8 protein-coding genes and 1 pseudogene are annotated in these 12,369 nt (G+C 67.3%); 7 read left to right on the forward strand and 2 right to left on the reverse strand.

Annotation, left to right across the window (positions count from 1 at the left end; translation table 11 throughout):
* A partial coding sequence (locus AC6RA4_RS17295; protein ID WP_500162479.1) for a GMC family oxidoreductase occupies positions 1 to 1,362 on the reverse strand: 1,362 nt, incomplete at its 3' end.
* Positions 1,359 to 2,378, reverse strand: a complete 1,020-nt coding sequence (locus tag AC6RA4_RS17300; RefSeq protein WP_500162481.1) for an alpha/beta fold hydrolase — start codon at positions 2,376 to 2,378, stop codon at positions 1,359 to 1,361. The genes AC6RA4_RS17295 and AC6RA4_RS17300, both read right to left, overlap by 4 nt.
* A gap of 245 nt (positions 2,379 to 2,623) precedes the next feature.
* On the opposite strand from AC6RA4_RS17300, the gene AC6RA4_RS17305 reads away from it, so the two are divergent.
* The 7 genes and pseudogenes from AC6RA4_RS17305 to AC6RA4_RS17335 form a co-directional block, all read left to right on the forward strand.
* A complete protein-coding gene (locus tag AC6RA4_RS17305; protein WP_500162483.1) occupies positions 2,624 to 3,973 on the forward strand; it encodes a trimethylamine monooxygenase in 1,350 nt (449 codons plus the stop codon).
* A 3-nt stretch (positions 3,974 to 3,976) separates the two neighbouring features.
* Complete coding sequence (locus tag AC6RA4_RS17310; protein WP_500162485.1) at positions 3,977 to 6,340, forward strand: trimethylamine N-oxide demethylase; 2,364 nt, start codon at positions 3,977 to 3,979, stop codon at positions 6,338 to 6,340.
* Entirely contained in the window at positions 6,337 to 7,215 is an 879-nt protein-coding gene (locus AC6RA4_RS17315) for a phosphotransferase (RefSeq protein WP_500162487.1), read from the forward strand. The genes AC6RA4_RS17310 and AC6RA4_RS17315 overlap by 4 nt, the downstream gene beginning before the upstream one ends.
* Entirely contained in the window at positions 7,212 to 9,647 is a 2,436-nt protein-coding gene (locus AC6RA4_RS17320; RefSeq protein WP_500162489.1) for a GcvT family protein, read from the forward strand. Before AC6RA4_RS17315 ends, AC6RA4_RS17320 begins: the two co-directional genes overlap by 4 nt.
* A 76-nt stretch (positions 9,648 to 9,723) precedes the next feature.
* Positions 9,724 to 10,875 (forward strand): iron-containing alcohol dehydrogenase, encoded by a 1,152-nt coding sequence (locus AC6RA4_RS17325; RefSeq protein WP_500162490.1) that lies wholly within the window; start codon positions 9,724 to 9,726, stop codon positions 10,873 to 10,875.
* A 138-nt stretch (positions 10,876 to 11,013) separates the two neighbouring features.
* Positions 11,014 to 11,652, forward strand: a complete 639-nt coding sequence (locus AC6RA4_RS17330; RefSeq protein ID WP_222603842.1) for a helix-turn-helix domain-containing protein — start codon at positions 11,014 to 11,016, stop codon at positions 11,650 to 11,652.
* A gap of 465 nt (positions 11,653 to 12,117) precedes the next feature.
* Positions 12,118 to 12,369, forward strand: a pseudogene (locus AC6RA4_RS17335) (glutamine amidotransferase); the annotation flags it as partial.

Raw genomic sequence — 12,369 nt, forward strand, 5'->3', positions numbered from 1 at the left:
CGTGCCCACCGGGTGATAGATCGAATCCGCCGTCGCCCGCACCACCGCGTCGAGCGCCGCATCGCTGGTGACGGACGGACCCGGGCGCAGCTCCTCGCCGGTAAACGCCGCCATCGCCGGCTGCTTGCAGAGGTCGCGCAGCATCTTCAGCCCCTCGCGCAGCGCCACGCGGTCGGTCTCTTCCGCCAGGTAGTTCGGGTCGATCAGCGGCCGCTCGCGCGGGTTGTTCGAGGCGATGGTCAGCCGCCCCCGGCTCTCGGGCTGGAGCTGGGTTACGTCGATGGCGAAGCCGTGGCCGCGGTCGTCCGCCGTTGCGCCGTCGAAGGCCAACGCGTTGATGAAATGCAGCTGCGTGTCCGGCGCGCCGTCGCCTTCGCCAAGACGCAGGAACGCCCCGGCCTCGAGCCCCTGCTGGGTGCCCACGCCCTTGCCGGTGAACAGCCATTGCGCCCCCACCGCGAGGTTGTTGGGAAACTTGGCATGGTCCCAAAGCGACAGCGGCTCGGTCATGCGGTGCTTGACCTTGACCTCAAGGTGATCGTGCAGGTTCTCGCCCACGCCAGGAAGATCGGCGCGCAGCGGGATGCCCAGCGGGCGCAGCTGCGCGGCAGGGCCGATGCCCGCGTGCAGCAGCAGGTGCGGCGTGCCGATGGCGCCGGCGCAGAGCACCACGTGCCCGGCAGAGAGCACTTCTTCGCCAGAGGGTGTCATCACCAGCAGCCCGTCGATGCGGGCACCGTCGCCGGTCAGGCGCAGCACCTCGACGCCGGTCTTCACCTCAAGATTGGCGCGGCCCTTGGCGCGGCCGAGATAGGCGCGGGCGGTGCTGTGGCGCTTGCCGTCCTTGACGTTGACCCGGAACAGGCCGAAACCCTCGGCCTGGCCCTCGACGGCCTGATGCACCGGGTAGCCCATCTGCCCGCCGGCCTCGACAAAGGCATCGTAGCTGGGCCCACTCTCGGGGATCATCGGGGTCATGACCCGGGTCACCTCGTCGAGCACCGGCTTGACCTCGGCCCAGGACCAGCCCTCGCAGCCCTCTGCTGCCCAGTGGTCGTAATCCGAGGCGTGGCCGGTGACCCAGACCATGGCGTTGATCGAGGACGACCCGCCCAGCACGCGGCCACGTGGCACGTAGAGCCTGCGGCCATCCATATGGGCCTGCGGCACGGTCTCGAAATGCCAGTTGAAGTAAGGCGAGGCGATGGCCTTGGCCACGCCCGCGGGCATCGAGATGAACGGATGGCGCCCGGCAGGTCCGGCCTCGAGCAGCAGCACCCGGCAGGCGGGATCGCGCGACAGCCGCTCGGCCACGGCGCAGCCGGCGCTGCCGGCGCCCACGACGATGACATCCCAGCTCATGCCAGCAGCTCGCGCAGGGCGGCGTCGATCATGTCGGTGTCGGGCTGGTTGCGCCCGCCGCCAGCATAGTGCCCCCAGACCGAGTCGATCACCCGCAGCTCGGCATTGGGCATCTTTGCCACCTCGCGGGCGTTGTCCTCGGGCGGAAAGTAGAAATCCGTGCGGCAGGGCAGCACGATGGATTTCGCGGTGATCGCCTTCAGCGCCGCCTCGCGATCGCCATTGTAAAGCGGGTTGGCCGAGATGTCGCAGGCCTGCCAGGTGGCAATGAGCGAGAGCATGTCATTGGCGTCGAGCCCGTAATACATCGCGTCCCAGACGTTCTTGAGATAATCCTCGACGCTGACATAGCCCATGCCGCGCCACAGCTCCTCGCGGAACCATTCCTGGCTCAGCACCCAGCCGGCCCAGACCCGGCCCTTGGCGGTCAGCCCGCGCCAAGGCGGCTCTTTATAACGCCCCTGCATCCAGGCCGGATCGGTGATCAGCGCGTGTTTCACCCCCTCGAGGAAGACATAGGTGTGGCCGGCGGTGATCGCCTGACCGCAGAAGCAGGCCATCGCCTCGACCTTGTCGGGGAACAGCGCCGCCCAGTGATAGGCCTGCTGCCCGCCCATCGACCAGCCGCAAGCAAGCCGCACCTTGGTGATGCCGAATACTTCGCGCAGCAGCCGCTCCTGCAGCATGACGTTGTCATACTGGGTGATGCGCGGGAAATCCGGCCCGGCCAGCGGGATGGGCGTATTGGACGGCGAGGAGGAGACGCCGTTGCCCAGCATGTTGGGCACGATGATGAAGTATTTTTCCGGATCGAGCGCCATCCCCGGCCCGATCAGGAATTCGTTGTCCGCATGGCTGCCGCCGTAGCGCGTGGGATAGACCACCACGTTGTCGAGCGCCGCGTTGAGCCGGCCATAGGTGGCATAGGCGAGCTTCGCGTCGGGCAGGGTGATGCCGCATTGCAGATGCACGGGGCCTGCCTCGAAGATCTCGTAAGGGGTCAGTTCCGCGCTCATGCTTTCGCCTCCGTGCCGTGCCGCTTCAGGCGGCCTGATGTGGTGTCCCGCGTCACCGAACCACGCCGGCACCGGGCTCCGGCGCAGCGTGAGAGGGGGACTCCGGAGGCTGCCTCATCCTTGGGCAGAGCGCCTCCGGTCCCGGTCAAATTCCCACCCGTCCGCTCAACCCACAAGAAAATTTATTGCGCGAGAGTGAATATTCGAAACCATGAGGAAAACTTGCCCAAAGGGAGAACAGGGACATGAAGATTTGCGTGATCGGCGCCGGCCCGTCGGGTCTGGCCCAGCTTCGGGCCTTCCAGTCCGCCAAGGAGAAGGGCGAGGCGATTCCCGAGATCGTCTGCTACGAGAAGCAGCCCGACTGGGGCGGGCTCTGGCGCTATGACTGGCGCACCGGGGTCGACGAATACGGCAACCCGGTGCATGGCTCGATGTATCGCTACCTGTGGTCGAACGGCCCCAAGGAGGGCCTCGAATTCGCCGACTATTCCTTTGACGAGCATTTCGGCAAGCCGATCGCCAGCTACCCGCCGCGCGCCGTATTGTTCGACTATATCGAGGGCCGGGTGAAGAAGGCCGGCGTGCGCGACTGGATCCAGTTCTCCACCGTGGTGCGCGATGTCTCCTATGACGAGGGCACGGGCAAGTTCACCGTCGTCGCCCGCAATGGCGAGACCGACACCGAGAGCCGCGAAGAGTTCGATCACGTCATCGTCGCCTCGGGGCATTTCTCCTTCCCCAACGTGCCCTATTACCCCGGTTTCGAGAGCTTCAACGGCCGCATCCTGCACGCCCATGATTTCCGCGACGCGCGCGAGTTCGAGGGCAAGGACATCCTCATCCTCGGCACCTCCTACTCGGCCGAGGACATCGGCTCGCAATGCTGGAAATACGGCTGCGCCTCGGTCACCGTGGCGCATCGCACCGCGCCGATGGGCTATGACTGGCCCGACAACTGGAAGGAAGTGCCGGCGCTCGAGCGAGTCGAGGGCAAGACCGCCTATTTCAAGGACGGCACGGAAAAGACCGTCGACGCGATCATCCTCTGCACCGGCTACAAGCACCATTTCCCGTTCCTGCCCGACGACCTGCGGCTCAAGACCGCGAACCGGCTGGCGGCGAGCGATCTCTACAAGGGCGTGGTCTACGTGCCGAACCCGAAGATGTTCTATCTCGGGATGCAGGACCAGTGGTTCACCTTCAACATGTTCGACGCGCAGGCCTGGTGGGTGCGCGATGCCATCCTCGGCAAGATCGCGCTGCCCGACACGGCGGCGATGGAGGCCGACTGGCAGAAGCGGCAGGCCGACGAGGATGCCTATGACAGCGACCACGACGCCATCGTCTACCAGGGCGATTACGTGAAGGAGCTGATCGCCGAGACCGATTATCCCTCCTTCGACGTCGACGGCGCCAATCAGGCGTTCTTCGAGTGGAAGAAGCACAAGAAGAAGGCGATCATGTCGTTCCGCGACAATGGCTATGTCTCGCCGATCACCGGCACCATCGCGCCGCCGCACCACACGCCGTGGCGCCACGCGCTGGATGACAGCCTCGAGGCCTATCTGCAGACCTCGGAAGCGGCCGAGTAAGTCGTGGGCCTTGCCTTCGAGAGCCGCGAGGCGCGGGCCGGGGTGATCACCCCCGGCCTGACCCTGCCCAAGGGGGTCGAACGCCACCCGGTGCCGGGCGGCGGCTCGCGCGCGGTCGAGATCCGCGCCGGAGACGAGATCACCGTAGAGGACCGCGAGGGCGGGCAGCTGGCCGAGATCATCGCCTTCACGCCGGCGGGCGTCGGCGATCCGGGGCTGATCGGGGCCAAGGGCTCGGTCGGGCCGGAGGGGCTCAAATCGACGCTGCTCACCAGCCGCTCGGGGCAGGGGGTGGCACGGGCGCTCTCTGCGGCGGGGTTCGATCTGGGCAAGGCGCGGGCGGTGCGGCTCTTTGCCGAGGGCTCGCGCCCCGGGGACAGCGCCGTGTTCACGGCGCAGGGCGACGGGCTCTTGATTGTCGCCGCCCCCGGCGGGCCGATGGAGCCCGGCGCGCAGGACACGCCCACCGACCTGCTTCTGTGGATCCGCCGCGCCGACCTGCGCGATTTCAAGGGTGCCCACCGCGCCCCCGATCCGCTGGCCGATCCGCTCATCGACCAGAACATCCGCCCCGGCGAGGCCCATGTCTACACCGTCCCCAAGGGCGGCTTCATCCAGATCCTCGACGTGCAAGGGCGCGAATGCTCCGACTTCCAGGCCTTCTCGGCGCGCTCGCTCGATGCCGGGCTCACCCGCGAGATCGACCCGACCGCCACCCGCTCGCAGACCGGCACGATTTATCCCAAGCCGGGGCTGGCGGCGAAATACTGGAACGTCGATTTCGAGCCGCTGGTCGAGATCGTGCAGGACACCTGCGGCCGGCACGACACCTTCGGACTGGCCTGCACCAGCCGCTACTACGATGACATGGGCTATTTCGGCCACGTCAACTGCACCGACAACATCAACGTCCAGCTCGCGCCCTATGGCGTGCGCCCGCGCGCCGGCTGGCCCGCGATCAACTTCTTCTTCAACACGCTGATCGACGCCGAGCACAACATCATCACCGAGGAGCCGTGGTCGCGCCCCGGAGATTACGTGCTGCTGCGGGCGTTGACCGATCTGGTCTGCGTCTCGACCGCGTGCCCCGACGACATCGACCCGGCCAATGGCTGGAACCCCACAGACATTCAGCTCCGCACCTATGGCGAGGGCGAAGACTTCCGCCGTTCGATCGGCTGGCGGAAGAGACCGGAGGACGACGTGGAGCACACAAGGGAGACGGGCTTTCACGCCAGCTTCGCCAGGCTCACCCGCGATTTCGTGGAATATAACGGCTACTGGCTGCCCGACAGCTTTCCCGGCGAGGGCACGCTTGGCGAATACTGGGCCTGCCGCGAGAAGGTCGCGATCATGGACCTCTCGCCGCTGCGCAAGTTCGAGGTCACCGGGCCGGATGCCGAGAAACTTCTCAACCACTGCGTCACCCGCAACATGGAGAAGCTCTCCGTGGGGCAGGTGGTCTACACCGCCGTCTGCGCCGAACATGGCGGCATGATCGACGATGGCACCGTCTTCCGGCTCGGCGAGCACAATTTCCGCTGGATCGGCGGTTGCGACGGCTCGGGGCTTTTCATGCGCGAGGAGGCCGAGCGGCTGGGGCTCGACGCCCACGTGCGCAGCTCCACCGACCAGCTCTGCAACGTGGCCCTTCAGGGGCGGCACGCGCAGGCGATCCTGTCGCAGCTGTTCTGGACCGCGCCCGACCGGTCCAGCGTCGACGAGCTCGGCTGGTTCCGCTTCACCGTGGCGCGGCTGGGCGATTTCCAGGGCACCCCGGTGATGATCTCGCGCACCGGCTATACCGGTGAGCTGGGCTACGAGATCTTCTGCCACCCCAAGGACGCGGTTGAGGTGTTCGACGCGATCTGGGAGGCGGGGCAGGCCTATGGGCTGAAGCCGCTGGGCCTCGCCGCGCTCGACATGCTGCGCATCGAGAGCGGGCTGGCCTTTGCCGGGCACGAGTTCGACGACCAGACCGACCCGTTCGAGGCCGGCATCGGCTTCACCGTGCCGCTGAAGTCGAAGGAGGCCGATTTCTCCGGCCGGGCCGCTTTGGAAGAGCGCAAGGCGCATCCGCAGCGCAAGCTGGTGGGGCTCGAGATCGACGCCACCACCGTGCCGGCGCATGGCGATTGCGTGCGGCTGGGGCGGGTGCAGGTGGGGGTGGTGACCTCCGGCACGCGCTCCCCGATCCTCGGCAAGACCATCGCGCTGGCCCGGGTGGAGACGCCCTATGCAGAGCCGGGCACCGCGCTCGAGATCGGCCAGCTCGACGGGCATCAGAAGCGGCTCACCGCCCGCATCGTGCCGTTCCCGCATTTCGACCCGACCAAATCGCGCGCGAAGGGAGACTACGGCGCATGACCCCGGAAGACCGCGTCCGGGCGATGGGCTTCTGGTCCGGCCCGGTGACCATCGCGCCGCTCTCGGGCGGCATCACCAACCTCAACTTCGTGGTGACCGACGCGGGCCGGGAATACGTGGTGCGCCTCGGGCGCGACATCCCCGAGCATCTGGTGATGCGCTGGAACGAGCGCGCCCTCACCGAGGCCGCCGCCGATGCCGGCATCTCTCCGGCGCTGCGCCATGCCGAGCCGGGCATCATGGTCACCGATTTCATCACCTCGCAGGCGCTTGCCGAGGCCGATCTGCACGATGCCCAGACCCTGCATGACGCGGTGGCGCTGGTGGGGCGGGTGCATCGCGAGCTGAGCCGGCAGGTTGCAGGCCCGGTGCTGACATTCTGGGTCTTCCACGTGCTGCGGACCTATGCCGCCTGGCTCGAGGAGAACGGCTCGCGCCACATCGCGCGGCTGCCGGGGCTGATGGTGCAGGCGGGCGAGCTCGAAGAGGCGGTGGGCAAGGTCGGGCTGGTGCTCGGCCACAACGACCTGCTGCCGCAAAACATCCTGCGCGCCGAGGACGGGCGGCTCTGGCTGGTCGACTGGGAATATGGCGGCTTCAACTCGGCGCTGTTCGATCTTGGCGGGCTGGCCTCCAACGCCGGCCTGCCGCCCGAGGCCGAGGCCGAGATGCTGCGGCTCTATCATGGCCACGACCCCGACGCCGCCTACCTGCGCCGCTACGGCGCGATGAAATGCGCCTCGCTCCTGCGCGAGGCGATGTGGAGCATGGTCTCCGAGATCAGCTCCGAGATCGAGTTCGACTACGCGGGTTACACGGCGGAGAACCTGTCGCGCTTCAACGCCGCGCTCGACGCCTGGAAGGAGGGCGCATGACCGAGTTTCCCACCACCGCGCAGGCGGTCATCGTCGGGGGCGGGATCATCGGCTGCTCGACGGCCTATCACCTCGCCAAGCTCGGCTGGGAGGTTGTCCTGCTCGAGCGCCACAAGCTGACCTCGGGCACCACCTTCCATGCCGCCGGTCTCGTGGGACAGTTGCGGAGCTCGGCCAACATCACCGAGCTGCTGGGCTATTCGGTCAAGCTTTACGACACGCTCGAGCAGGAGACCGGGCAGGCGACGGGGTGGAAGCGCAATGGCGGGCTGCGGCTCGCCTGCAATGCCGAGCGCTGGACCGAGGTCAAGCGGCAGGCCACCACGGCGCACAGCTTCGGGCTCGACATGCAGCTGCTGACGCCGTCCGAGGCCCAGGAGCTCTGGCCGCTGATGGATGTGAGCGATGTCGTTGGCGCGGCCTACCTGCCGACCGACGGTCAGGCCAACCCCTCCGACATCACGCTCTCGCTTGCCAAGGGCGCGCGCATGGCCGGTGCGCGGATCATCGAGGATTGCGCGGTGCTCTCGGTGACGCGCGAGAAGGGCGTCATCACCGGGGTCGAGACGCAGCACGGCTTCATCAAGACCGGCATCGTCGTCGCCTGCTGCGGCCAGTGGACCCGCGAGTTTGCCGCGCCTCTGGGGGTGAGCGTTCCGCTGGTCTCGATGGAGCACCAGTACATGGTGACCGAGCCGATCGACGGCGTCACCCGCGACCTGCCGACCCTGCGCGATCCCGACCGGCTGACCTACTGGAAGGAAGAGGTCGGCGGGCTGGTCATGGGCGGCTACGAGCCCAACCCCAAGCCATGGGCCGTCAACGGCATTCCCGAGGGCTTCCACTACACGCTGCTCGACAGCGATTTCGACCATTTCGAGCAGATCATGGAGCTGGCGCTGGGCCGCGTGCCGGCGCTCGAGACGGCGGGGATCAAGACGCTGACCAACGGCCCCGAGAGCTTCACGCCCGACGGCAATTTCATCCTCGGCGAGGCGCCCGAACAGAAGGGATTCTTCGTCGGCGCAGGCTTCAACGCCTTCGGCATCGCCTCTGGCGGCGGCGCGGGCATGGCGCTGGCCGAGTGGGTGGCGAAAGGCGAGCCGCCTTTCGATCTCTGGCCAGTCGATATCCGCCGCTTCGGTCGCCCGCATTTCGATACCGACTGGGTCCGCACCCGCACCGTCGAGGCCTATGGCAAGCATTACACCATGGCCTGGCCCTCCGAGGAACACGACAGCGGCCGCCCCGGCCGCCGCTCGCCGCTCTACGACCGGCTGAAGGCGCGTGGCGCGGTGTTCGGCGAGAAGATGGGCTGGGAGCGGCCCAACTGGTTCGCTGCCGAGGGCGAGCACGCGGGCGATATCTACACCTATGGCCGGCCCAACTGGTTCGACGCGGTGGCACGCGAGCACAGGGCGGCGCGCGAGGCGGCGGTGCTGATCGACCAGACCAGCTTTGCCAAGTTCATGCTCAAGGGGCCGGATGCCGAAGACGTGCTGCAAAAGATCGCCGCCAACGATGTGGGCGGCCCGGTAGGCAGCCTGACCTATACCCAAATGCTCAACGATCACGGCGGGATAGAGGCCGATCTTACGGTGGCGCGGCTGGCGGAGGATGCGTTCTACATCGTCACCGGCACCGGCTTTGCCACGCGCGATTTCGACTGGATCAAACGCGGCATTCCCGGGGGCGCCAACGCCCAGCTCATCGATGTCACCTCGGGCTACGCGGTGCTGTCGCTGATGGGCCCGAAGGCGCGCGACATCCTCGCCCATGTCACCCGCGCCGATGTGTCGAACGAAGCTCTGCCCTTCGGCAGTGCCGCGCAGATCGCCATCGCCGGCGCGCCGGTCTGGGCGCTGCGGGTGTCCTATGTGGGCGAGCTCGGCTGGGAGCTGCACCTGCCGGTGGAATACGCCGCAACCGTCTATGACGCGCTGCACATGGCCGGCGCCTCCCACGGGCTCATGGATGCCGGTTACCGCGCCATCGAGACCCTGCGGCTCGAGAAGGGCTACCGCGCCTGGGGCGGCGATATCGGTCCCGACAGCACGCCGCTCGAGGCGGGGCTTGGCTTTGCGGTGGCGCTCGACAAGGGGGAGTTCCGTGGCCGCGCCGCCATCGCCGCGCAGAAGGCGGCGGGCGTCAGCAAGCGGCTCGCCACCTTCACCGCCGCGCCGGAGGTGATCCTGCTGGGCCGTGAGACCATCTTCCGCAATGGCGAGCGCGTGGGCTACCTGAGCTCGGGCGGCTATGGCCACACGCTGGGGCAGGCCATCGGCATGGGCTACCTGAAGAACCCGCAAGGCGTGACCCGCGACTGGATCCTCGAAGGCCGCTACGAGCTCGAGGTCGCCACGAAGCGCGTTCCCTGTGAGGTGAGCCTCGCGCCCCTTTACGACCCGAAGCATACGCGTTTGAAATCCTGAGCGGATTTCCCGCCTCTCGGCGGAATGCCGCGCTGAATACAGGGCTGGATGCCCGACTGAACGAAGGACGACCCGAATGACATTCTCCGCCAACTGGTCCTGGCCGAACCCGATCCGCTTCGGTGCCGGGCGCATCGCCGAGCTGGCCGACGCCTGCCACGCCGCCGGCATCTCCAAGCCGCTGCTGGTGACCGACCGCGGCCTCGCCGCCCTGCCGATCACCGCGCAGGCGCTCGACATCCTCAAGCGCTCGGGGCTCGATTGCGATCTCTTCGCCGATGTCGATCCCAACCCCAACGAGCGCAATCTCGGCGTCGGTGTCGTGGCGTTCAAGCAGGGGCGGCATGACGGCGTCATCGCCTTCGGCGGCGGCTCGGGGCTCGACCTGGGCAAGCTCATCGCCTTCATGGCCGGCCAGAGCCGCCCGGTCTGGGAATTCGAGGACGTGGGCGACTGGTGGACCCGCGCCGATGCCTCCGCCATCGCGCCGATCATCGCGGTGCCGACCACCGCCGGCACCGGCTCGGAGGTTGGCCGCGCCGCGGTGCTGACCAATTCCGAGACCCATGAGAAGAAGATCATCTTCCACCCCAAGATGATGCCGGCGCAGGTGATCTGCGATCCCGAGCTGACCGTGGGCATGCCGCCCTTCATCACCGCCGGCACCGGGGTCGACGCGCTGGCCCATTGCATCGAGGCCTATTGCGCGCCGGCCTATGCGCCGATGTCGGATGGCGTCGCGCTCGAGGGGCTGCGGCTCTGCAAGGAGTACCTGCTGCGCGCCTACAAGGACGGCAGCGATCTCGAGGCCCGGGCCCAGATGATGACCGCCGCTGCTGCCGGGGCCACCGCCTTCCAGAAGGGGCTCGGCGCGATCCACTCGCTGAGCCACCCGATCGGCGCCCATCACGACACCCATCACGGCACCACCAATGGCGTGGTCATGCTGCCGGTGCTGCGCTTCAACCGCCCCGCCATCGAGGACAAGATCGCCCGCGCCGCCGCCTATCTCGGGCTCGAGCCCTCGTTCGACGCCTTTCTGCTGTTCGTCGAGGACCTGCTCACCGCGCTCGACATCCCCAAGACGCTCGATGCGCTGGGGGTCACCGATCCGGATTTCGACGCGCTCTGCGCCTCGGCCCTGAAGGACCCGACGGCGGCCTGCAACCCGGTGGCGCTGACGCCGGACAACATCCTGCCGCTCTACAAGAGCTGCTTCGCAAGCTGAGGTGTGAATGAAGATCCATTTCCGGTCCGTCCCGTCGCCCGTGCCACGCCCGCGCAGTCTCTCCTTCCGGACGGGAGGCTTGACATGAACATGCCCGGACCTGCACCACGGGATACCCCGACCGGAAATGGAAAACGCATGAAGAACGGCTCGCAGTCGAAGCTCACCCAGAACCCGCACGCCGTCCGCGAGCAGCGCGAGAAGAACCTCGAGGTCGCCATCGGCCGCCAGGTTCGCGAGCTGCGCAAGCGTCAGCGCATGACGGGCTCGGAGCTGGCGCAGCAGACAGGGCTTTCGGTGGGGATGCTGTCGAAGATCGAGAACGGGGTGATCTCGCCCTCGCTCAACACGCTTCAGGCGCTGGCCAACGCGCTGCGGGTGCCGCTGGTGCAGCTCTTCTCGGGTTTCGAGGAGCCGCGCGGGGCGATGCATGTGAAGGCGGGGCAGGGGGTCGAGATCGAGCGCGCGGGCACGCGGGCGGGGCACCAGTACAACCTGCTGGGCCATATCGGCTCGAACAACTCGGGCGTGGTGGTCGAGCCCTACCTGATCACGCTCGACAGCGACAGCGACCGTTTCCCGGCCTTCCAGCACGAGGGGATCGAGCTGATCTATATGCTCGAGGGCGTGCTCGATTACCGCCACGGCGACCAGCGTTACCTGCTCGAGCCTGGCGACTCGCTGCTGTTCGACTCCGACGCGCCGCACGGGCCGGAGGGGCTGGTCGAGCTGCCGGCGCGGTATCTCTCGATCATCACCTACCCGCAGGCGCGGTAGCGGGCCGGCAAGGCCCCTGGCTTTCTGGCGAATACACTGGCTGCGGCAGACCTCTCCAAGAAGGACTGCGTGTGCGGTTCGAACCTCGCCCGCGCGGAATCAAGGCCGAAGGCCGCCGCGCATCGCCGGACCGCCCGCACGGGCCGGCGATTTGGTGAGACTTGGTGCCACGTGTCGAGGTCGTTCGGACTTGGCCGGGATAAATCGAGAGGATCCGCGCTTGGATCGCCGCCCCGCGGTCCGACGATGCGCGGCGGGTGCCCGATGTTGCGATCCTTGGCAGCGTCCAGCCGCTCAAAGCGCCCCCTCTGCACAGAATCCCGGCATTCCCACAGCGTCATACCGTGGGATTCATCGACTTTTCCCTGAGTGAAGTTTTTTTCCTTGAAGTAAACTCCGCGGCAGCGCTATCCAATCTTCAGAGAACGCGGGCGCCCACCGCCCGGATGACGAACGGAGAGAACCATGTGTGGCATTGTTGGCCTGTTCCTGAAGAAGGACGACCTCCGCCCGAAACTGGGCGACATGCTGACGGACATGCTCATCACCATGACCGACCGCGGCCCCGACTCGGCCGGCATCGCGATCTACGGCGATGACAGCGACGGTCTGAAGGTGACGGTGCAGTCCGACACCCCCGAAACCGATTTTGCCGGGCTCGACGCCGCGCTGGGCGAGGCGCTGGGCGCCCCTGTCACGATGAAGGCCATCGACACC

The sequence above is a fragment of the Salipiger sp. genome, from assembly GCF_059781815.1.

Excerpts from the sequence above, each read along its gene's own strand:
- AC6RA4_RS17320 (WP_500162489.1), top strand. The coding sequence starts at position 7,212 with ATGACCGAGTTTCCCACCACCGCGCAGGCGGTCATCGTCGGGGGCGGG.
- AC6RA4_RS17315 (WP_500162487.1), top strand. The coding sequence starts at position 6,337 with ATGACCCCGGAAGACCGCGTCCGGGCGATGGGCTTCTGGTCCGGCCCG.
- AC6RA4_RS17330 (WP_222603842.1), top strand. The coding sequence starts at position 11,014 with ATGAAGAACGGCTCGCAGTCGAAGCTCACCCAGAACCCGCACGCCGTC.
- AC6RA4_RS17300 (WP_500162481.1), bottom strand. The coding sequence starts at position 2,378 with ATGAGCGCGGAACTGACCCCTTACGAGATCTTCGAGGCAGGCCCCGTG.
- AC6RA4_RS17305 (WP_500162483.1), top strand. The coding sequence starts at position 2,624 with ATGAAGATTTGCGTGATCGGCGCCGGCCCGTCGGGTCTGGCCCAGCTT.
- AC6RA4_RS17325 (WP_500162490.1), top strand. The coding sequence starts at position 9,724 with ATGACATTCTCCGCCAACTGGTCCTGGCCGAACCCGATCCGCTTCGGT.